Raw genomic sequence first — 22,511 nt, 5'->3', positions numbered from 1 at the left:
GACGGTGTCATGACTTTAGTAGCGTCTCTGATTCGAGCTATGTACAAAGTTTTTGAAAAACCACACACCGATTGCAATCACAATCAACCAAGGCATTAATTTAAACACCACACTCATCATACCAAGTAGCAACATTACGGCTAATGCGACTCCAGTTGCCACTAATACCGTCATAAAGGTAATACCTGTCACAAGTAGCGTAGCAACGAAAATAAGAACAAAGATTAATTCAAACATAATGGTCTCCCTAATGAGTTAATGACCTATCTTTCCTAATCCCTAACGTTGCAGCTTCTGTACCAATTCACCAAAACCAATAAAAACCCTATTTATCAAACAAATAAAAAGCCACACATTCTCATGCGTGGCTTTTCAAATAAATCAGAGTGGTAAATTTAGCCTTAAATGGCGAATTTAACCTATACGTTCAGCTCTTTAGGAATCTTAGCCAATGCTGTCTGCATGACTTCGATGCCCGCGCCTTTCTTATGCGCATTTTCGCTGATGTAACGACGCCATTGTCTTGCACCCGGCATGCTTTGGAACAGGCCAAGCATATGACGAGAAATGTGTCCCAAGCTTGCACCCTTTGAAAGCTCACGTTCGATGTACGGGTACATCTCTTCGACAACTTGTGAGCGTTTCTTGATTGGCGTATCTAAGCCGAAGATCTGTTGGTCCACTTCCGCCAGAATAAATGGGCTATGGTAAGCCTCACGACCAATCATCACGCCATCAAGGTGCTGAAGATGTTCTTTTGTCTGCTCTAATGTGGTGATACCGCCGTTTACTGCGATCACTAGATCTGAGAAGTCTTTCTTGATCTGATAAGCACGATCATAATCCAGAGGTGGGATCTCACGGTTCTCTTTCGGGCTCAGACCACTCAGCCAAGCTTTACGTGCGTGAATGGTGAATTGCTCACAGCCACCCTTTTCAGAAACCGTTGAGATGAACTTCGTCAGAAACTCATAAGAGTCTTGCTCATCGATACCAATGCGAGTTTTCACCGTGATTGGAATATCAGTGACTTCTTTCATTGCTGATACACAATCGGCTACTAGTTCTGGCTCCGCCATTAAGCACGCACCAAAGCGACCGTTTTGAACTCGGTCTGAAGGACAACCTACGTTAAGGTTTACTTCATCATAACCACGCTCAGCTGCAAGCTTGGCACAAGCCGCAAGATCGACTGGATTTGAACCACCAAGTTGAAGAGCCAGTGGGTGCTCTTGCTCACTGTATTCTAGGAAATCGCCCTTACCGTGTAAGATCGCGCCTGTTGTTACCATTTCCGTGTACAGAAGAGTCTGCTGAGAGAGCAAACGGTGAAAGTAACGACAGTGGCGGTCAGTCCAATCGAGCATGGGTGCAACGGAAAATCTATTTGATTGATACATTAAAATTATTCCTTATAAAGCAACAACTTAAAAAGACACCGTTCAATTAACTGTTGCAAGGTTGAAACACTCAAACACCCCTAATTGTCCCCCAAGGGACATTTTAGGGGACAATTTGAGGGACAATAAAAACGAAATGCGGTGAATTATACACACACTGACATTTCGTGACAAAACTCACACTAGAAACAGCCTCTTTCAATCAATAAAAGAGGTTTACAATGGCGACATCTACAATAGAAACAATCAAGAGAAAAACGGGAACAAAATATAAAGCTCGTATCCGACTCACCCGCAAAGGGAAGAAGCTGTATGAAGAGTCAAAGACGTTTGATAAACGCACTGACGCAAAAAAGTGGGCAGCAGAGACACTTGAGAATCTAGAGACAAACGGCATTCCTGATGGTAGCGCAAAGTCTAAGCCCATAACGATCGGTGACCTCATAACGCTTTATCTGAATGACCCCGTTATAGCACCAACTATTGGTCGCTCAAAACATGCTGTATTGAGTCGACTGCGAACATACCCGTTAGCACTGTTGTACTCCGATGAAATACGAGCTTATGACCTCATCAAACACTGCAAAATGAGACAAGCTGAAGATTCGTGCCCCCAACCTCAAACCATTTATCATGATATTACCTACCTAAAAAGCGTTCTTGATGTAGCTAATGCCATGTTTGGGTATAAAGCGAATACACAGGCTCACCATGAGGCTATACCATCGCTGATTCATTACGGGCTAATTGGTAGATCAAACCAGAGGGATCGACGTCCAACCCCTGAAGAGTTAAGAATTATGGAGGAGGGTTTACTTCAAAGGCAGCAACATCATGCTTCACACATACCTTTAGTAGATATTTTTCATGTATCTATTAACACATGCATGAGAGTAAGCGAAATCACGAAGCTACGCTGGGATGACTTTAATAGCTCCTCAGCAACACTTGTAGTACGAAATAGAAAGAATCCTCGCCACAAATTCGGGAACAACACCACTATCCCTCTAGATAAAGAAACTAAAGATATAATTTCGCGACAACCACGAGTCAATGACCTTATTTTCCCAGTAGAAGCGAGATCTATCACCGCAGCATGGCAAAGAGTCGCTAAAGCTAATGGTATTCAAGATCTTAGGTATCATGACTTGCGAGCTGAAGGAGCTTGTAGGCTCTTTGAGAGAGGGCTAGATGTAGTTCAAATAAGTAAGATCACAGGACATCGAGACATCAATGTTCTTAACAATATCTATCTTAGATTAGGGGTAGAAGCCATGCATAACCGCTAACTCTGAACCAATGAAGCGAGGAGGAATGTGCCCTCGCTTTCTTGGCACTAAAACATCTTATCTCAACTTTGGTACACCAAATCACCTAATTTACTAAAATCATTCGGATTATTTGCGCTGGCACCTGCCTCAATTATAGATTGAGCCACAGATAAAGTCACACACATAAGTAAAGGCGACATGGCAACAATGATTGAAGTAGTAAGAAGAAAAGATGAGTTAAGATATAAGGCTCGTATTAGAAAGTACCTCTTTGGAAAAAAATTAATTGAAGTTTGCAGAACATTTGATTCAAGACAAGGAGCAACACGATGGCTAGAAGAGGCGAAGCAAATTGAAAAAAAAGAAGGCTACAAGGGATTAGTTTATCTAAAGCGCAACAAAAAAGTTACCGTAGGATGCGCTTTAGATAAGCTAATGTCTGATCAGACATTTTTGAAAACAACAAGCCAAAAGGTCATTTCAAATCTAAAGATGTTAAAGGGGTTTTCTATTGCCAACATTGAGCTCGCCTATCTCATGCCGAGCCACTTAATTGAACACGCTGAAGAAAGGCAAACAAGAAACCCAGCTATCTCACCTGCAACTATCAGCGTAGATTTTTCAAATTTGAAGTCAGCTCTCAAGCAAGCAAAAGCCATATTTACTTTAAAATTCGATGCTGAGGTTTTCAAAGATGCATGTGACGTCCTTCGTCAACGCAAAGTCATAGCACAAAGCATACCACGGGAACGCCTTTTAAAAAGCGAAGAGATGAAACGACTAATGAAATTCGTGAAAGCGGAAAATACAGCACTTCCTTTGGATGACATTGTTGAGCTCTCTAGTGAAATAGGTTCAAGACAAGGAGAGATAACAAAAGTATCTTGGGATGACTACAACAGAGATAAACAGACCCTAACCATACGAAACAGAAAAAGTCCAACGTGCCGAAAGCCAACAACAGTGATACAGCTAACTGAATCACAGGTTCATCTAATTGAAAGGCAAATACAAAGGAAGGCGGATGATGACCCGCGAATATTCCCTTATATTGGGAGTAGCATCAGCGCTGCGTTCCGTAAGGCTGTAAGAAAAGCAGGAATCGAAGACTACCAATTCAGAGACTTAAAAGCCCATGCAGTCACAACCATGCACAAAACTGGGAAAAGTCTGGAAGAGATTGGAAAAATAACAGGTAATCAGAGTACAAAAATTCTCTATGGGCACTACTTACGGTTGATCGAGCTTTCTACTCGGTAGAGCTCAAGTTAAGCCTAACGCCCTCCAGTGCCACCACTCAGTTCAAGTTCAACGAATGGTGGCTACTTTTCAAATGGTTAATTGAGCACTGCTAGCTAGCATCAATCAATATAACAAGGGTGTACACGATAACCTTTGACGAGTCGACCGTCATTTTTTGAGGGGATCTGGTCTTCAACGATATAACCCAGTTTTTCTAGCATTTGAATCGCATCAGCACGTTCATATTTGTCTTTCAGATCTTTCCATTTTGCCCACGCAATGTCTTGCGCGGTGAAATGTGGGTATAAGTGTCTTAGTTTGGACTCCAGCTTCTTCGCAGATTCATAACTGATGATTTTAGAGTTTGATAACGCAATAATACGTTGTGCATGTAGCTCTAGATAACTGCTCCAACTGATAGCCTGCAGTAGGGCACGCTTAGATATTCGCAGATTCGGCTTAAATGACGTCTCATGTAATTGCTCTGTAGCTTGTTCGACAAGGTGGAACACTAGCGCTAACTTGGCACAGTGGGCTGGTCTTTTTCCATAGAACGATTGAAGCGATTCTGTCGCTGATAGCTGTCTTTCTACTGCTTGTTTATTCCAAGTATCCCAACGTTTTTGAGCTTCGGGACTAAAGGTGAATGTCACTGGTTCAAGCGGTGTATCGAACTGGCTAAATAACTCAAAAAATTTCATCACAGCTTTGGTGAGGTCGCCATCAATTTTTGTATCTGTAGCTTTAATGTCGTGGATATCAGGCATGACACCCATCTGCAAAAATCGTTCGAGTAACCCGTCGTCTTTGACACCTTTGAGCTTCTCAATAACCTCTCTTCGGAGCATTTTGGGTTGGATACCGCCAACGACAGACATACATAATCGTTTCAGCACGATATTTTTTCTCGTCACTCGATTTTGTTTATATTCACTATTCGAGGCATCATGTGCAGTAAGGTAAAACGCTCTTTCTTCCTCTCGACCATTTTTCCTTAATGAGTCGAACCACCCGCTCAATTCATCTCTCACACAGAGCACACCACTGGGGTTTGTCTCTAATAACTGACAAGCCGCCTCCATTGTAGTGTCATTACAAACAAGCTCTCTAGCGAGTGGAGCCTCAGGCTCAATCAAGTTAGATAATCGCCCTGCTAACTCCATGGCTAGCAGATCATCCTCCTGCTCCGTGGCTGCATCGAGTTCGGATATCAACTGCTTATACTCTTTTTCATAACGCCTTTTATTGGAGGCGTAAAGGATGTTCTTCAGCTTATTGTCTTCTTCAAGTGCGTTTTTCTGGAGCTCTTGCAAAAATCTGACGCCAGCATTGAGCGCAGGGCTTTTCATGTCTGAGGCATAGCCAACAATCATCGAGAAAAATATTGGATTGAGCGACCAACTATCATTTTGTTTCGGCTGCACCGCCACGTTGCCACCGAGGACAATACTCAAACTTGAAATTAAAGTGACAGCTAAAAAGTCAGGCGCGGTATTGTTAAGTGAATACGCTGCACTATAGCAATAGGCTCTCAGCGCTTTGGGCAACATTTGCGGATGAAGAGGCTTCACACTTTTTAAGTCAAATCGCTCTTCATCTTCAGGGATGGGTTGAGGAGTTCCCCAAGAAAACTCAAATTTGTTTTGTACTTCTGCTGGGGTTAAAACATCATTCTTTTCTTTCATAAGAATCATTTTTCTTAAACATGAATCTTATTTAGTGGCGATGCAAATTTTTTTGCTTATCTTAAAAAAACCGCACAGGTATAGTGCGGTCTATGAATGAACTAAATCAGAGTAAATAGTAGGTATGTCCACATCCCCCACATATTCCACACATTGATGGTATTAAGTACAATTCTGCATTCGCAGAGCCTCGCTTCTTGATCTGCAAACTGCGTTTACAGCATCAAAAAACGAGGTTGAGTTCTATTGCTTTGCCCCGCCACGCACCAGCATATCAAACACCAAGCTCGCAATACCTTTAGAAACCAACTCCTCAGACAGTGCTTTCATCGCCATCTCATTATGGGTTTCCATACTCTCAATAATGGCTGTTTGAATTGCTTCAGGGAACTGACCTAACATCGCTTGTTCTTTGGTATTGTTCTTCACCTGATCCATTGCTACTTCATTTTCAGCGACCTTACCCATGATGGTGTTTGCGTAGTTGAGCATATCGTTCTCTGATAGCCCGTCTTCGATAAACAAGCCATTCATGCGTTCGATGATTTCGTTAAGTAGCTCGGTTTTGGGGTCTTTCGGTGTTGCGCCTGAGCCCTCCTTGGTTGGAGCAAGATAATGTTTCTGTTCTTCACCAACTTTGTACCCTAGTTGCAAGTCTGCTTCACGCTGCTCATGTAGGCGGTAATGCGTCATTACAACATCTGACAGGTCTACATCATCCTCGACAACATCTAGGCGAAGTAATGGGTGTAGGTGCTTAGCGAATACACTTAGCTTTTCTAGCTCAAAGTCATCGAAGTCTACGATCTGTGAGGTGAATTCGTAGTAGCGGTAGAACGAGATTAGGTCTTTCTTAAATACCTCAAGAATGTCTCGTGCCTCTTTGGCATTCTTAACACTGTTCTCGCAATACTTAATCGCTTTGTCGTTCTTCTCAATCTTGGCTTTTGACAGCTCAGCTTGTGCCGATTGAAGAACTTGCGTGGCTTCTTTGTAGCGGATCGTAAAGCGGTCAACAGCTGGCTTACAAAGATTAGCAAGTTTTGCTTGGTTCGTTTGTTTACTGTTGTAGGCTTCAACGAAAGACTCAACCTCGATCCACTGGTAGATACCCGCTTCCGCAAGCTTGTTCATTAGGTCATAAACAATGTTTGGATCAGATACGCCAGCTAGCTCAGCGGTTTGGAAGTAAACCTTAAACTCATTCAAGATCTCTTCTGGGTCGTTCACAAAATCGAGAACGAATGTCTTATCTTTGCCCTTACAGGTTCGGTTTAGGCGTGAAAGTGTCTGGATACATTCAACGCCTTTTAGTGGTTTATCAACATACATTGCCACTAGTTTAGGTTGGTCAAAACCCGTCTGAAACTTGTTTGCCACCAACATTACTTGATAGTCAGCGGTATCAAATGCTTTACGCATGTCACGACCATTGAGCTTAGGGTTCATGGTCTTTTCTGTGAACTGCTCTTCAGGTAAATCTGGGTCATTCACCTCACCAGAGAACGCCACCATCGCATTCACGTTCTCATAGCCTTTACTCTCGACATACTTTTCAAAGGCAAGCTTATAACGCACCGCCTCTAAACGACTACTGGTGACAACCATCGCTTTTGCCTCACCACCTAACAAGTGCTTAATCTTGCTATTGAAGTGTTCAATGATGGTTTCCACTTTCTGGGCGATATTATGCGGGTGCAAACGAACCCACTTCGCCATCTTGGTTGCGGCTTTCTTGCTGTCTACCTCTTGGTCTGACGCTGGGTTGTCGTGTGCTAATTGGTAGGCAACTCGATAACTGGTGTAGTTTTGCAGAACATCGAGAATGAAACCCTCTTCAATCGCTTGGCGCATCGAGTAAACATGGAATGGCAATGGCTTGTTGTCATCGCTTAATGGTGCGTCTGGGTCTTCAGGGCGACCAAATAACTCTAGCGTCTTACCTTTTGGTGTTGCTGTGAAAGCAAAGTAGCTGATCTTATTTGAGCCTTTACGAGCTTCAAGAGACAGGCGCAGCATATCTTCACTATCAAGCTCTTCATCTCCCTCTAGTTGCTCAGCCATAAGCACTTCACGCAGCTTACGAGCGGTTGTGCCTGTTTGGCTTGAGTGCGCTTCATCGGCAATTACCGCATAGCTACGACCTGCAAGTGTTGAGTCTTTGCGAATAGCTTCAAGCACATGAGGGAATGTTTGAATGGTGACGATGATGATTGAGGTGCTTGCCTTTAGCTCTCCTGCTAATTGGCTAGATTTACTGCCTTGTGCCTCTTCTCTGTTCACACGAGCAATCATGCCCTCGTTATGATCAAACTGATAGATGGTGTCTTGCAGTTGGCTATCCAGTACCGTTCGGTCAGTGATAACAATCACCGAGTCAAACACCTTATCACCTGTTTGCTTGCTTAGCTCTGGGTGATCGGTGTAGTAATGCTTTGATGCCAGTTGGTGGGATAACCAAGCAATCGAGTTAGATTTACCCGAGCCAGCACTGTGCTGAATCAGATATTTATTACCTGTTCCCTCCATATCTACCGTGTTCAGTAGCTTTGATACTACCGCCCACTGGTGATAACGAGGGAATATCATGGTTTCTTTGGTTTTGATTGAGCCGTCTAGTTGCTCTTCATCTTTCACTTCGAGGTGAATATAGCGACCAAGAATCAGTAATAGATTGTCTTTCTGGAAGATCTCATTCCAAAGGTAAGCGGTAGCGTATTCGCTCTCGTTCTCTGGTTGGTCGTTGCCTGCACCACCATCAGCCGTACCTTGGTCAAACGGCAAGAAGAACGTACTTTTACCATTGAGGCGAGTAGTCATTGCCACGTTGTATTGGCTAACAGCAAAGTGAACCAATGCACCACGTTTAAAGGTTAATAGTGGCTCTGGTTTATTGGTTATTGGATCTTTTGGCTGCCTGTCTTTCATGTACTGAACTTTGGCATTATCAATCGACTGCTTAAATTCAGATTTCAGCTCACAGGTAGCGATAGGAATACCATTAACGAATAGCGTTAAGTCAATTCTGTACCTTTTAGCAACCTTATCCCCCTTAAATTCTGGAGTTGTATGCGGTGAGTACACCAGCTCAGGTACAACACGCAAAATGTTTTGCTCATAACGAGCGGTAGCATCTGGGTTTAAGTCATGGTCAGGCTTAAAGCTACAAAGGCTAAACTTCGCGCCGCGATCTTTCACTTGGTTACGCAGAACCCATAGCGTGCCTTTGCTTTTTAGCTCTCGCTCTAGTGACTTTAGTAGTGCGTCTGCTGTAGCGGTTGGGTTTCGGTCTGTCTCTGGGTAGTGCTTGGCTAGCTTATCCCATTGTTCAGGTTGCGATTGCTTAGCAAAGGCAATGACGTCTTCAGGGTATAAGGCTAGCTCTTTGTTGTACTTGTTTGACTCACCCACCAGCCAACCGTGAGATTGCATTTGGTCAAGGATGTCATTTTGAAATACCTTTTCCTGTGCTGCATCTGACATTAGTTAACCTCCCCGTCTTTCAAGGTGAAGTGACGCACGTCAATCTTGCCTGTTACTGCTGCTGATATAAGGGCTGTTTTGCGTTCTTTCATTAGCTCGATAGAGCGCTCTGCGCTAGTAATAAGGTTTGAAAATTTAGCATCTTGATTTTCTATATAATCAAATAGTTCACACTGTTCAGACAAAGATGCTGGTAACGTAATGATTGTATTTATCAATGACTCTGAGTAGATAACTTCTATCGTGGTGGAATTACTTGAAACAAGAATCTGCTCCATAGCGTACCCACTGCGTTCAATAATCAAAGCTAACAGATCAGGCATAATCTTGTTTTCATTACACTGCAAACGGATTAGACAAGGATGCAGAATACCCAATGTATCGGTATCGTAAATAAAGGTACGTCCAAGTGTGCCTCGAGTAGTGATAAGCAAGTCGCCCTTTTCTATAGTGAAAGCTTTTAATTCTTCGTACTTTTCCCAAGATATAAATGCTTCTCCCACTCTAATATCTTTTGATATTACGTTTTTTTGAGCTATTACCTTTACATCTTCACCCAACATATCCGTATTCTTCAAGTGGCTACCAAAAGGACCTACTTTTACAGCCCCTTTTCGGTCACTTATGAAATGCTTGATAGGGGAAACAACCCAATGCTCTGGCACTTCACCCAACCATTCCACACCAGAATCTTTCATAGGTGCTTGTGGATTAAGTCCTTTGGTTACAGCGTGAGAAATTACCGCTTGGCGCTTTTCTTTTAACAGCTCAATCAGCTTTTCTTGCTTGGTGATTAAGGTGTCGATCTTGGCTGTTTCGTGATCGAGGAAGTTGGCGATTTTTTGTTGTTCGCTTTTTACTGGTGCAGAAACTTTTAATGATGCAACTTTCTCTTGATTAATATTTGGTTGACCACCTCCAGAGGACAGCTGAATGATCTCCTCTTTGAATGCCCATAACCAATAGAAAAGGTATTTGTTTTCTAATTGCTTAGAAGCAGTCATTACACAGCAAGCTTGGTTTGTTGTTGCTTCTACACCAAAGATGCCTAGTCGACCAATCGTTGCACCATACATGGCAATAGCTATAGAGCCTACTGGGTATTTCCTTAGTGTGGGAAAGGATTTTAAAGTATCTTCAGACAGCTTCTTTTTGGTATCTGTAATTACTTTCTCTCGAAGTTCCCCTGTAGTAATCCACGGAATGTCACCTTTGAACCATTCTTCATTACTTGTTGGTGGCGTTGTTCCTGATCCAATTTCATTAAATGCATGTGATAGTTTCCACATCGACCAATCACTAGGAATATCACCAACCCATACGACACCTGAATCTTTGTACTCTGAATAAGCTTTATAACGCCCAACCATTACGAATGCACCTCTTGAAGCAACTGCATAATATCAGCCGATACTGCATCCAAATCTGCATCAATCGCTTCTAATGCTCTTGGTGGCTCGTACACATAGAAGTGGCGGTTAAATGGGATCTCATAGCCGACAATACCCACTTCGCCATCTTTTTCATCGGTTTTACTTTCATCAATCCAAGCGTCTGGAACGTGTGGTAATACTTCACGAGCAAAGTAATCCTCAACGGTTTCCGTTAGTGGCACGTTCTCGTTATCACGTAGTTCTGGGTTGGCTTCTACCTTGCCTTTGGTCTTGCATACTTCGGCTGCATCATCGTGCTCGCCAAGGTGTTTCACGATAAGTTTTAGCTGTGCTGCGCTTAGCTTCGCTGGAGCTAAGTATGCTTTTAGGGCGTTGTTGAAGATGTCACGAGATAGCAGCTTCTCTTCATCAAAAGAGGCTAGCGCATCAAGAACCGCTTGTTGTAGTGCTTCATCTAGCTTCGCCCATGCTTTATCGGCTTGTAGGGCTTCTAGGCGAGCTTCATCTTTTGGATAGATAGCCAATTGCAGTGGACGTTCAACCGTGATTCTGCGGTAGCCAAACTCTTTGTAGTCAAATAGCTTACTAAAGCCGTTCTCAGCAAATTGACCGTAGGTTTTTACGATAGTCTCGATGCTCTCTTCGGTTAGTTCTTTACGCTTACTGCCAAGTGACTTACGCATTGCAGAGTAGAATACGTGCTCATCATGACCCTCAACTTCAGCACCACCGCTGCGACCTCGACCACCCGCTTTTGCGCGCTCTTTTGATGCGTTGATTAGCTGAACCTTACCTTTACGGTGTTCTAGCTTATGGCTTGATAGAATCCAGACATAGGTAGCGATACCCGTGTTGTAGAACATATCGGTAGGTAGAGCGACAATCGCTTCAAGTAGGTCGTTCTCTAGGATGTAACGACGAATCTCACTCTCACCGCTGCCTGCACCACCTGTAAACAATGGCGAGCCGTTAAGGATGATACCAATACGAGAGCCACCTTCATGCTGTGGTCGCATTTTGCTAACAAGGTGCATCAAGAACAGCAGTGAGCCATCAGAGACACGAGGTAGACCCGCACCAAAGCGCCCCTCAAAACCTTTCTCTTTATGTTCATCGTTAATGTGCTTTTGAATCTTCTTCCAATCCACACCGAATGGCGGGTTTGACAGCATGTAGTCAAACTTCTCGGTACGCAGTTGGTCGTTCGATAGGGTATTACCTAGCTTAATGTTATCGACTTTCTGCCCTTTGATAAGCATGTCTGCTTTACAGATAGCGTAAGACTCTGGGTTAAGCTCTTGACCAAATGCTGACAGTGATGCCTTTTCGTTTAGCTCGTGCACATACTCCATACCCGAAGATAGGAAGCCGCCTGTACCCGCTGTTGGGTCATAGATAGAGCGCACTAAGCCAGATTGGGTTAGCACTTCATCATCATCGCTGAATACCAATGATGTGGTCAGGCGAACGATGTCTCTTGGGGTAAAGTGCTCACCCGCTGTTTCGTTTGAGCTTTCTGCAAAGCGTCTGATTAGCTCTTCAAACACTAAACCCATGCCGTAGTTACTGATGGTGTTTGGGTGTAGGTCTGTTTTAGCGAACTGCTTAGCGACTTTGTAGAGTAGGTCTGCTTCTTCAAGCTTGTCGATGGTGTTGAAAAAATCGAAGTGCTCGAAGATTTCACGAGCGTTAGGGCTGAATGACTGAATGTAACTCTCTAGGTTGCTTGCGACACCTGTTTCACCAAGGCGGTTTAAGTCCATCTTAGAGGTGTTGTAGAAGCTTAGCTTTGCCGTGTGCGTTAAAAGCTTTTCTTGCGCTTCTACTGGCATTGCTTTTACTGCTTCAAACTTAGCAATCACTTCTGGCTTGGTTTCTTCTAATACACACTCTAGGCGTCTTAGTAGTGTGAACGGTAGGATGATACGACCGTATTGAGATTGCTTAAAGTCACCACGTAGGAGGTCAGCCACCGACCACAGGAATGCGGCTGTTGAAGAGAAGTTGTTGTTAGTCATTATAATCAGCACATTGAATATGAAAATTTGTGCTGATTATATCTGAAAAATCAAATATTGATGTGATCTAATCGGGGGGGAGAGGTAACGAAAATTATTCGCCCTCATATCATTCCAAAGTATTTTAGCAACTAAGGCAGCGACTCTTTTGGCGGTGTCATCGCTACAGCCAGAGTTTAACTCCCCTTCGGCTTTGATGGCTAAATCAGTTGAACCTTTCCCAAGTCCTGCGCGATCTGATCTTTTGTGATGATTAGAGAGGTAGTGGCATGGGTAAGCAAAAAAGAAGATAACTAACTGGGAAGAGTACAATAAGGCTTTGTGTGAGCGTGGTTCGGTAACGTTCTGGAAAACTATAACCGTGCAACTACAAACTACATTTAAACTTAAAAAAGGTCAGCTTATTAAGCTGACCTTTCGGTAATATCGTAAGCGAATTATTACGCTGACGCTTCTGTCTCTAGCTGAGAAGCTGACTTAATGTCTTTAGTAAAGAACTTGTGAGCAAGCATCGCAGGGATTAGCAGTAGTAGAGCCTGAACCATTACATAGATAGAGCCCATGGTGAAATCTATGAAAACAGCTGTGTCACCCACGCGGTAATCTGTGCTGTGGATAGCTTGATGGTTTTCAATCATCACGGTACGAGGGAAGATTACAGCTGCAATATAAGTAATTAAGATTGCACCTGCTGGAACGATTTCCAGAACCCATAGAGCTAGTCGTTTTGGTACAGAAAGAGCGTAAGTTGTCTTCATTACCTTTTTAGCGATAAAGCGCACTAAAGGGAAGATAATCGCAAGAACAATAGACATCACGATCAGAAACCCTAGTTCATCGCGACCTGTCATTGCAGAAAAAAAAGTGTATGGAGATTTAAAGTACGCGCCTCTATCAAGGTATCCATCACTAAAGTACCCACCTAGATGCGCTAATGCATAGGGGGCTTCAATAATATGGAAGGTGTTTTTACCCACTGCGAACAACGCCACTAGAAACATTGTTGTAAAGTACGGAAATGTCTTTGCAAAATTAAGTAGTTTTTTCATTATTTGTTAAAAATTTATTCAGAATCAGCAACCTATACTACTTAAATTAAAGAAGTTTTTCATTTTTTATCTAGTTTATTTTAAAGTTAGATCAATTGACTATTGTGATAATACAACTCCCTATCCATTCATCACTCAAGCAAAGACTTCCTCTGGCTAGAAAGTTGGAAAGGGCACGAATGCACCTTATTAATTTGTTCAGAAAAGATATAGTGAACTCGATTCTCTCTCATATCATTCCAAAGTATTTCACCAACTAAGGCAGCGACTCTTTTAGCGCTGCCATCGCTAAAGCCAAAGTTTAATTCCCCTTCGGCTTTGATGCCTAACCTTTCTAGCAGAGGGGTGACCATCATGGTGAATGACACATATTCAAATGATAAATCGTTTTCTTTGTATCGCTGCCGTAGATTCTTTTCAGCTATTTCAACAATTGCTAGGCGGTAGCAATAAGGAAAGTGTATGAGTTTAGTCATCATTTTTCTTAACTGTAGAAATTTAAAAAAGACGACGCAAACTTTTTTTCAGCTCGCTTTCACCGTCGCCACTTCTCTTGTTATCGACTTTCTCCAACAGTGTTTTTAACATTACCGACAACTCTTTATCTTCCACAGAGGCATCTAGGGTGTCGACCAAGTTAAGTTCTTTTTTCATACGGTTGTATTGTCGATTCATTTGCCTAGAGTCTTCTGACTTGAATGCTTCTAACCACTTAGTTGCCTGACTCATCAGCTTCATTAATCGCTGCGTTGTTTCATTCGCTTTATCGTCAATTTCTTGATTACGGCGAGCGGCTTTAACCACCCATTGAGGTGCACGCCTTTTGGCTTGACCGCGATAACTTTTTTGTGGCTTGTAACTTCGATGATCAATATTCATCACCTCAAGTATCGCAGTATTGAAAGCTTTCTTGACAAGCCTCGTTGTAGACTTTCTCTGTAGGTCTCGCAGATATACTAAATCATTAGTAAATTTGCCCAGTAGTAAATGTAAATGGTCGCCAGAACCTCGCATCTCTTGAGATTGATCCTGTTGATGTACTACCGCTCTCGTGATCTGAGCTAAGTCCCTGCCAGTGACATCAAGAGAGCAGGCAAGGTTGCGCATAATGATGTTGAGTATCTTACGCCATTCTTGGTTGTTGGGGCGAATGCCTTTGGGGAGAGTACAAACCAGTTCAATTGCAGCCTTGGGTGGGCGGCCGCCTTTGCGTTTGTGCGCTTGACGAAGAGAGTATTTGTCGCAATTTCTTATCATGTTCAGCGATGTGTCCTCGCTGCCATATAGATTCAAAATTGCTTCTGTATTGCGGTGGTTCTTGTGCTTTACGTCGTTCAGATATCTCTCTCTAGCAAGCACACACTTTGCTGACTCTGTTATGACTGTCCAGTTTTTTAGCATCTCTTTATTGTAATGATACAAATAAAGTCAATGGTTTCAAAATCTTACTCTAAACATGCAGCAGTCAAGATAGGCAAACCTAGCAACAAGTTGCTTCGTGCTGTTTGCCATCTTGCGGGGAGACCCTGCGACCCCAACTCTACCATTTAAAATGGTAGTTCAATTTGCTTACCCATCAGCACTTGAGCTGCGTCTTGCACTATTGACTCAGCCAACTCTTGAGACTCTTTTTTCAACCGAGAGAAGTCGTCAATATCTCTCAATGGCTTTATAGTTGGTGCAGCTAGAATCATCGCAGGGAAGTCTCTATTAAAAACCCTTTCTAGAAACTGAAATTCTTTACTTTTTTGTCGTATATCTTGCTGATCTAGGTAGCCTTTCTCTATGCATTGCTCGATGACAGCTTCCCATGTCATGACTTTAAAGTTTTCAAATTTATGAAATTCACACGCAACGAGAAGTCGTTTCGTAAATACAAAATGGTTGTCGCTCATAGTTTTATTTAAGCGTACATTTTTTTTCTAAGTGCACAAATTTTTATTTGCAACTGCACTTCACGCTGTCGTCACTACTGGCTGAAAGGTGATGTGGGTGATGTGGGTGATGTGGGTGATGTGGATAAGGCTACTCTAATATAAAAAGATTAAAAGAGAATTGTCCCCTAAAAAGATCCTACTGTATGATGAGGTTGGCTGTTTCAAATTTGAGAGTTTTTTATCCCTCAAATGTCCCCCAGAGTGTCGACTCAATCTTAAAGCCATGATTTATAATGTTATGTTCAGCAGTTGCACATATCGAGCATAGGTGCAACAGAAAGTCGGTTACTAGCGTATTTACTGGTTTTATTAGTGTTTGTCATGATTCAGCCTCAATTAACACTGTACAAAAATACAGCAAATTACCTAGAATTAATCGGAATTACTTCCTATAGTACCCCTTAAGTACCCCTTTAAGAGCTGGACAATAGCAAGTTATACCATCGAGACCAGAAAGCTAAAAAGCGGTGAACAAAGGTTCAAGGTAACAATCATCGTTAAAAAGAATTCGCGCATTATACACAGGGAAAGCAAAACACTAAAAAGAAAGCACTCGCTAAAGCTTTAGGGAAAAAAGGATCGCTGAACTAGAGGCAAAAGGGGGACTCAATCAGCCAAAATCAGTACCCCTTTAGGTACTCCTCGATTTATTCATGGCAGAACGTGACCTTCGGGATAATACAGGCCGCACAAACGCTATGTGATTAAGATACTTGGGGGATTGTGACATCGCTAAAGTTGAGAGTAATCAGCTAAGAACTAGCGACCTAATCGAACACTGCACAAATCGAAGGGGCGCAGGGGCAAAGCCTGCAACGATTTATCATGACATTGCTTACCTAGGTTCCGTCATGAAAAAATCTAAGCCAGTCTTCAACATCGACACCAATCACCAGATATTTGATGAAGCTGTACCCGTACTCATTGATATGATATGAGATTAGTCGGTAAAAGCCAGAAACGAACACGTCGCCCAACTTCTAAAGAACTGAAACTCTTAAAGCTTGGATTAGAACAACGTGAGTCTTTCCGGCCAAATGGCAAAACTCGAATTCCATTCACCGACATTCGTGAATTCAGCATTCTCATTTGTATGCTTTTCCCGCTCAACTCACGAAGTGTTAGTGCAGACTTTCAGCGATACTCTGCCATTTACTTGAACTCATTGCGTAGGGTTTCCCATAGGCCAAATACTATTGGATCACTTGCGCCAATAAGGCCACCGAATTGAACACCGTCTGCCGATACGCTCGCGGTGATAAATTCAGGGTAACCAGCTACCAAAGCCGCTCCCGCGCCAAGTAACGCTAAACCCTTTTTGGTCGATGGTTGGTCAAATAAGAGGATGGGGCGATGTCGATGTTGTAAGTCCGGAATGGTTGCCAATAAGGCCTTTCGCTGTGATTCATTGCCAATCACCACGAGATAAGGGGAGAGAAATCGGAAGGCCGATTTCTCACATTAAAAATCATCGCCACCAGCGGCGAAAAATCTAGAATCGGTAGTAGAGTGTCAGATACAATTCATCGTTCATCGTTCATCGACTCATCTTCTTGCATACTGCCATTCAATACTCGATAACCTAATTCCGTAGATAAAGACTGTGTGAATAAGTAGTTCACCCCAACCTGCCCTCCGGCCACGTAAGCCCCCTTGCCGCTGAGCGTATTGATGTTTTGGTGTTTTTATAACCCGCACTTAAGCCAATGAAAGTATTTAACCTACCACTCGCCCCTACACCATACATATAATCGTATGAGCCAAGATATTTCGATAACTTGCTCTCATTCGAATATGTATAGGTTCCTAAAAATCGGTGAGCATCGTTCGTGATAACCCCGCCTCTCAACACATAGGTTTCTTTACTTGACCCTAGTATATGGTTGTTATCAGCACTTAACCCCGCGCCTACAATATAGTCTGAATTTTTTGCATGCGACAAGCACAGTAGAAACAATAATGCAAAGAGTACCTTTTTCATACTAAAGTAATGTATTCCGCACTCTCACAAATGAGAAGATTGTTAAAAAACATTCACCAGATCTCTAATTCAGCTTCACTAATCAGTTATGCCTTGAGTCACAATGTCATTTTGAGTTACCTTGTCTTATTCAAAATCGTGGGTCACAATACGCTCTGTACCTGACTTTAATAGAAATCAATGGCTCCTTAACCGAAATAACCTGAAAATAGGGTTTGTTTAAGGATGTCCGATTGAATGGTGAAGAATTTGGACCACACATTAATAGAGCAAGTTGAAGGGATATGCGCATCGCGTGGTGTTAGATTAACGCCTCAAAGAAAGCGAGTGTTTGAGCTCATCCTCTCTAATAATAAAGCCTCTAGTGCTTATGAATTATTAGAGCAATTGAAAGTCAGTGAGCCGCAAGCCAAGCCACCTACCGTATATCGCGCTTTGGATTTCTTGTTGGAGCAAGGTTTCATTCACAGAGTTGAGTCAACCAACAGCTTTATATGCTGCTGTTCTTGTAATGCCAATAAACATTTCTCCCAACTACTGATCTGCGATAAATGTGGCACAGTGATAGAACTACAAGACGATTCCCTTGTTACTCTGCTCGCGAGTAACGCTGAGAAGCATGGCTTTCAATTGACCAACCACGTCATTGAATCGCATGGCATTTGCCAGTCTTGCTCCTCCGATATGAAAGAATAAGATTATAGAAGAACATTATGCGCGCTGAATTTGTAAACCCGTTTTTAGCTTCTTTGATGAACGTTCTAAAAACGATGGCTTCGCTAGAATTGAAGCCACAAAAACCAAGAATTAAGAAAGATGAAATCGCTCGTGGTGATGTCTCTGGTTTAATCGGTATGGTTGCTCCACAGTCACGTGGTTCAATGTCGATTACCTTTGATGAAGGTCTGGCTCTGCAAATCATGGAAAACATGCTTGGTGAGCGACCAAACGGTTTGAACGAAGAGGTAACCGACATGGTTGGTGAGATCACCAACATGGTAACGGGTGGTGCAAAACGTATTCTTGCGGAAAGCGGCTTCGACTTCGACATGGCAACACCTATGGTGGTTTCTGGTAAAGGCCACACTATTCGCCACAAATGCGAAGGCGCAATCATCATCATGCCTTTCTCATCTCAGTGGGGTAATGCCTTCATCGAGATCTGTTTCGAATAGAAGTAACTGCTGCAAAATATTTAGAAGGCTGGCATCGATACGTCAGCCTTTTTTATTACCTGCAATTCAACCATTGCTTACTCTACAGATACAAAAACGCCAACCCTGAGGTTGGCGTTTACTTTAATGCTATCAACTCAATTAAGCTTTAAGCGCTTTGAATGCGTTGATTAGACCGTTCGTTGAGCTGTCATGAGATGTCACTTCTGCGTCATCAGCAAGCTCTGGAAGAATTTGGTTTGCTAGTTGCTTACCAAGTTCTACACCCCACTGGTCGAAGCTGAAGATGTTCCAGATAACACCTTGAACGAAGATCTTGTGCTCGTACATCGCGATTAGTTTACCCAGAGAGCGAGGTGTCATTTGCTTAACAAGAATAGAGTTCGTTGGGCGGTTACCTTCAAACACTTTGAAAGGTACGAGTTCAGCGACTTCTTCTGCAGTTTTGCCAGCCGCTAGGAATTCAGCCTCTACCGTTTCTTTTGTTTTACCGAATGCTAGTGCTTCAGTTTGAGCAAAGAAGTTAGACATTAGCTTCTGGTGGTGATCAGATGCTGGGTTGTGACTGATAGCAGGCGCGATGAAGTCTGATGGGATCAGTTTAGTGCCTTGGTGAATCAGTTGGTAGAAAGCATGTTGGCCGTTTGTACCTGGTTCACCCCAGATGATAGGACCTGTTTGGTACTCTACTGGGTTACCTTCACGGTCTACAAACTTACCGTTTGATTCCATATTACCTTGCTGGAAGTAAGCCGCAAAACGGTGCATGTACTGGTCGTAAGGTAGAATCGCTTCTGACTCTGCGCCGTGGAAGTTATTGTACCAAATACCGATAAGCGCAAGGATTACCGGAATGTTGCTTTCAAACTCAGTTGAAGCAAAGTGGTTATCCATCTCGTGAGCACCTTCTAGTAGCTCAACGAAGTTATCGAAGCCTACAGAAAGAGAAATAGAAAGACCGATCGCAGACCATAGTGAGTAACGACCACCAACCCAGTCCCAGAATTCGAACATGTTGTCAGTATCGATACCAAACTCAGCGACTGCAGTCGAGTTAGTCGATAGTGCAGCGAAGTGCTTAGCTACGTGCGCTTCATCACCGGCTTCTGCTAGGAACCAATCACGAGCAGAGTGTGCGTTCGTCATTGTTTCTTGAGTCGTGAATGTCTTTGATGCTACTAGGAATAGCGTTGTTTCTGGGTTCAGAGACTTAAGCGTCTCAACGATGTGCGTACCATCTACGTTCGAAACGAAGTGCATGTTTAGGCGAGTTTTGTATGGCGTTAGTGCTTCAGTCACCATGTATGGGCCAAGATCTGAACCGCCGATACCGATGTTCACAACATCAGTGATCTCTTTACCTGTGTAACCTTTCCACTCACCAGAAACGATGCGGTGTGTGAACAGTTCCATTTTTGCTAGTACAGCGTTAACGGCTGGCATTACATCTTTGCCATCAACCATTACAGGCTTGTCGCTACGGTTACGCAGTGCAGTGTGAAGTACTGAACGGCCTTCAGTCTTGTTGATTGCCTCACCGCTGAACATCGCTTCAATTGCAGACTTAACTTCAGTCTCGTTTGCAAGAGCGAATAGGTGCTGCATCGTTTCTGCATCGATTAGGTTCTTAGAGTAATCGACTAAGATGTCTGAACCGAAACGAGTAGAAAAGCTCTCGAAACGTTTTGCATCTTGAGCAAAAAGCTCTTTCATATCCATATCTTGAGCAGACTCGAAATGAGCGGTTAGAGCTTTCCACGCTTGTGTTTGCGTTGGGTTGATATTTTTCAACATGGTATCTATCCCGATGTTACTTTAGGTTTTATTCTAAACGTCACCTGGGTGATGAATAGAACCCCCGATTAGGCGAAAGTTTATATTTTTCTGTGATGACCAAACCGCGTCACCACTGAAAGATTCTTTGTAATTTTTTTTCACGACGTATTATGCCGTATATGAAGAGCTGTACCTTGAGATAAATCAGGATTAGATTTCCTGAGATAGGAATCGGTACAGACTCTGGCTCTAAGATAATTAAATGTGAGCGAGACCTGATAAATTCAAGTTCAAAAGATAGCCTCAAACCATTTTTTTTCCAAATACATTATAAAGGATGGCGTATGTGGATTCAGAAGACCATACACCTAAACGCACAAAAGCGTGGATTTCATCTCATTACTGATGAAATTGAACAACAGATACACGAGATAAACTCTCTATCTGTTGGTTTATTACATCTATTTATTCAGCATACTTCTGCCAGCTTAACGCTCAATGAAAACGCCGATCCGACCGTCCGTAGAGATATGGAGTCACACTTCAACAAGTTTGTGCCCGAACGAGCGCCCTACTACAAGCATACTTATGAAGGTGATGATGATATGCCTGCTCACATTAAAGCATCAACACTTGGCAACAGTGTGACAATCCCTATCACCAATGGTCGTTTAGCTTTAGGAACATGGCAGGGTATTTACTTAGGGGAGCACCGAGACTACGGTGGTAGCCGCACTGTGGTTGCTACGATTCAGGGGGAGTAGGCTGCTTAAAAGCTAGACCTTCTTGATAAAAGCAATGCCTTCTTAATAAAAAAAGAGTGGTGTATTTCCACAACCACTCTTATAAAAATAGTATTTGGCCTACTATAGGCAAAAAGCTTTAGAAGGGCTGGTTTATCATAACCCTAAAGGTCCCTTCATCACCGCCTCGCGCCAATTCAGCACGAACCACAATACCTTCGACTTGGAAGCGAACCGCGCCGCCCAAGCTCCACTTCATATCGGTATGCAGTGTTTTGATATCGTACTCATCGGCAACGCGCCCGACTTCGGCAAATGCAACCCACTGCCACCAAGGTAAGTCGTAGTAATTAATCAGTGGAATATCGTCCAGTGGTTGCCAATCTGGAATCACCCTATACTCCGCCGAGTAATGGACTGCAGAACGTCCATGATAACGTCCTCCGGTATAGCCTCTTAAGCGGTATAAGCCACCTAATCGAGCTTGTTCCGCCTCTGGAGGTCGAGCGCAATCCTGCCCTGTGCAGTTATCCCAAGTCGGTGTATCTGCAGTATAGAAATCAAATGCTAAGACTTGCTCATCAAACACATCACCCAACGGGCCTAAAGCAAAGTACTGACTATTTTGAAATGTCCACTTCAGCCATAAGTCGTCGTTAGACCAACTTTCAGCGCCAGTAGTGAACTCAAGATTGGTATGAGAGCCTTTGGTTGGGTTGCGTGTGCTATCACGGTTCTCCCAATCAAACGCTAAACTAAAGCCTGTCGCCTCTTCATTATTATTTAAACCTTCTAACTCTCGAGAAGTATAAAAAGGCGTAAAAATAATCGAGCTGACCCCCGACTCGACTGGTGAGGCAAAGCGCACATCTTTGATAGGTTGAAACACACCCAACAAACCATGCTCAGCAACATTGCCCCATGGCAGCAGATACTTAAACTCAAACTGATAGTTTTCTTCTAAGCCATCGGCAATAGTTTTGTCATCAATCGATGAATCGTTATCGCCTTGAGAGCCAATGTAATAAGGGTTTTCGTTAAAGCGAGCTTGATACATCTGAGTACTGAACAGTACGTTCTCAGACAGTGCAAAGTTAAAAGCGGATAGGAAACCGACGTAGCTGTCTTTATCTGAATACAGTGCCATACCAAATAGAGCGGCTTGAGGCTGCCAAACACCCTTTGCGACACCAGCAAGTCCAAAGGTATTACCCATGGTTTCAGTGCTGAAGTAAAAAGGGACAAAGGCAGAGTCTTTTTCTTCACTCAGGGCTGAAGAAGAAAAGCTCACACCGAGTAATGCCATTGCTGACATCACTAAGTGTCGAGTGGTTCGCTTGAACATCATTTACTGTAC

The 22,511-nt window shown here is 43.1% G+C and carries 18 protein-coding genes; 5 read left to right on the top strand and 13 right to left on the bottom strand.

Features of this window, described 5'->3' with window-relative positions; all coding sequences use genetic code 11:
- Positions 1-15 precede the first annotated feature (15 nt).
- Together pspG and dusA are read right to left on the bottom strand one after the other, a co-directional pair.
- Positions 16-237: an envelope stress response protein PspG gene (gene pspG, locus ACTRWI_RS11915; RefSeq protein WP_499131618.1), complete on the bottom strand. Its 222-nt coding sequence runs from the start codon at positions 235-237 to the stop codon at positions 16-18.
- A gap of 182 nt (positions 238-419) precedes the next feature.
- Positions 420-1,400, bottom strand: coding sequence for a tRNA dihydrouridine(20/20a) synthase DusA (dusA, locus tag ACTRWI_RS11910; protein ID WP_499131616.1), 981 nt, complete (start codon positions 1,398-1,400; stop codon positions 420-422).
- A gap of 221 nt (positions 1,401-1,621) precedes the next feature.
- Between dusA and ACTRWI_RS11905 the strand changes: the two genes are divergently transcribed.
- Complete coding sequence (locus ACTRWI_RS11905) at positions 1,622-2,689, top strand: tyrosine-type recombinase/integrase (protein ID WP_499131614.1); 1,068 nt, start codon at positions 1,622-1,624, stop codon at positions 2,687-2,689.
- A 180-nt stretch (positions 2,690-2,869) separates the two neighbouring features.
- A complete protein-coding gene (locus ACTRWI_RS11900) occupies positions 2,870-3,931 on the top strand; it encodes a tyrosine-type recombinase/integrase (RefSeq protein ID WP_499131612.1) in 1,062 nt (353 codons plus the stop codon).
- Positions 3,932-4,032: 101 nt separating this feature from the next.
- On the opposite strand, the gene ACTRWI_RS11895 is transcribed toward ACTRWI_RS11900, so the two are convergent.
- The 9 genes from ACTRWI_RS11895 to ACTRWI_RS11855 form a co-directional block, all read right to left on the bottom strand.
- Complete coding sequence (locus ACTRWI_RS11895; protein ID WP_160168786.1) at positions 4,033-5,598, bottom strand: DUF3987 domain-containing protein; 1,566 nt, start codon at positions 5,596-5,598, stop codon at positions 4,033-4,035.
- A gap of 243 nt (positions 5,599-5,841) precedes the next feature.
- Positions 5,842-9,081 (bottom strand): type I restriction endonuclease subunit R, encoded by a 3,240-nt coding sequence (locus ACTRWI_RS11890; RefSeq protein ID WP_499131610.1) that lies wholly within the window; start codon positions 9,079-9,081, stop codon positions 5,842-5,844.
- On the bottom strand, positions 9,081-10,451 hold the full coding sequence (locus tag ACTRWI_RS11885) for a restriction endonuclease subunit S (RefSeq protein WP_499131608.1): 1,371 nt from the start codon (positions 10,449-10,451) through the stop codon (positions 9,081-9,083). The genes ACTRWI_RS11890 and ACTRWI_RS11885 overlap by 1 nt, the downstream gene beginning before the upstream one ends.
- Complete coding sequence (locus tag ACTRWI_RS11880) at positions 10,451-12,493, bottom strand: type I restriction-modification system subunit M (RefSeq protein ID WP_499131607.1); 2,043 nt, start codon at positions 12,491-12,493, stop codon at positions 10,451-10,453. The genes ACTRWI_RS11885 and ACTRWI_RS11880 overlap by 1 nt, the downstream gene beginning before the upstream one ends.
- A 440-nt stretch (positions 12,494-12,933) precedes the next feature.
- On the bottom strand, positions 12,934-13,542 hold the full coding sequence (locus tag ACTRWI_RS11875; protein WP_499131605.1) for a hypothetical protein: 609 nt from the start codon (positions 13,540-13,542) through the stop codon (positions 12,934-12,936).
- A 131-nt stretch (positions 13,543-13,673) separates the two neighbouring features.
- Positions 13,674-14,018, bottom strand: coding sequence for a hypothetical protein (locus tag ACTRWI_RS11870; protein ID WP_499131603.1), 345 nt, complete (start codon positions 14,016-14,018; stop codon positions 13,674-13,676).
- A 22-nt stretch (positions 14,019-14,040) separates the two neighbouring features.
- Positions 14,041-14,799 carry a hypothetical protein gene (locus ACTRWI_RS11865; protein ID WP_499131601.1) on the bottom strand — a complete coding sequence of 253 codons (759 nt, stop codon included), beginning with the start codon at positions 14,797-14,799 and terminating at the stop codon, positions 14,041-14,043.
- Between the two features lie 290 nt (positions 14,800-15,089).
- The gene (locus ACTRWI_RS11860) at positions 15,090-15,437 is read right to left on the bottom strand and encodes a hypothetical protein (protein WP_032549883.1); all 348 of its coding nucleotides are present in this window, start codon (positions 15,435-15,437) and stop codon (positions 15,090-15,092) included.
- A gap of 1,194 nt (positions 15,438-16,631) precedes the next feature.
- Positions 16,632-16,865, bottom strand: a complete 234-nt coding sequence (locus ACTRWI_RS11855) for a hypothetical protein (protein ID WP_499131599.1) — start codon at positions 16,863-16,865, stop codon at positions 16,632-16,634.
- A gap of 832 nt (positions 16,866-17,697) precedes the next feature.
- Between ACTRWI_RS11855 and zur the strand changes: the two genes are divergently transcribed.
- Together zur and ACTRWI_RS11845 are read left to right on the top strand one after the other, a co-directional pair.
- Positions 17,698-18,156 carry a zinc uptake transcriptional repressor Zur gene (gene zur / locus ACTRWI_RS11850; protein WP_499131597.1) on the top strand — a complete coding sequence of 153 codons (459 nt, stop codon included), beginning with the start codon at positions 17,698-17,700 and terminating at the stop codon, positions 18,154-18,156.
- A 17-nt stretch (positions 18,157-18,173) separates the two neighbouring features.
- Entirely contained in the window at positions 18,174-18,635 is a 462-nt protein-coding gene (locus tag ACTRWI_RS11845) for a chemotaxis protein CheX (RefSeq protein ID WP_499131595.1), read from the top strand.
- 141 nt (positions 18,636-18,776) lie between these two features.
- Here ACTRWI_RS11845 and pgi read toward each other — a convergent pair whose 3' ends face one another.
- Complete coding sequence (pgi, locus tag ACTRWI_RS11840) at positions 18,777-20,429, bottom strand: glucose-6-phosphate isomerase (protein ID WP_499131593.1); 1,653 nt, start codon at positions 20,427-20,429, stop codon at positions 18,777-18,779.
- Positions 20,430-20,755: 326 nt separating this feature from the next.
- Here pgi and ACTRWI_RS11835 point away from each other — a divergent pair, with 326 nt between their 5' ends.
- Positions 20,756-21,175 (top strand): secondary thiamine-phosphate synthase enzyme YjbQ, encoded by a 420-nt coding sequence (locus ACTRWI_RS11835; protein WP_499131591.1) that lies wholly within the window; start codon positions 20,756-20,758, stop codon positions 21,173-21,175.
- Positions 21,176-21,293: 118 nt separating this feature from the next.
- Here the strand turns inward: ACTRWI_RS11835 and ACTRWI_RS11830 are convergent, their stop codons facing one another.
- On the bottom strand, positions 21,294-22,502 hold the full coding sequence (locus ACTRWI_RS11830) for a BamA/TamA family outer membrane protein (protein ID WP_499131590.1): 1,209 nt from the start codon (positions 22,500-22,502) through the stop codon (positions 21,294-21,296).
- Positions 22,503-22,511 lie beyond the last annotated feature (9 nt).

The sequence above is a fragment of the Pseudoalteromonas sp. G5_S1_14_S5 genome (assembly GCF_054968605.1).
The sequence above is the reverse complement of the archived record's forward strand: the minus strand, read 5'-3'. Positions and strand labels throughout refer to the sequence as shown.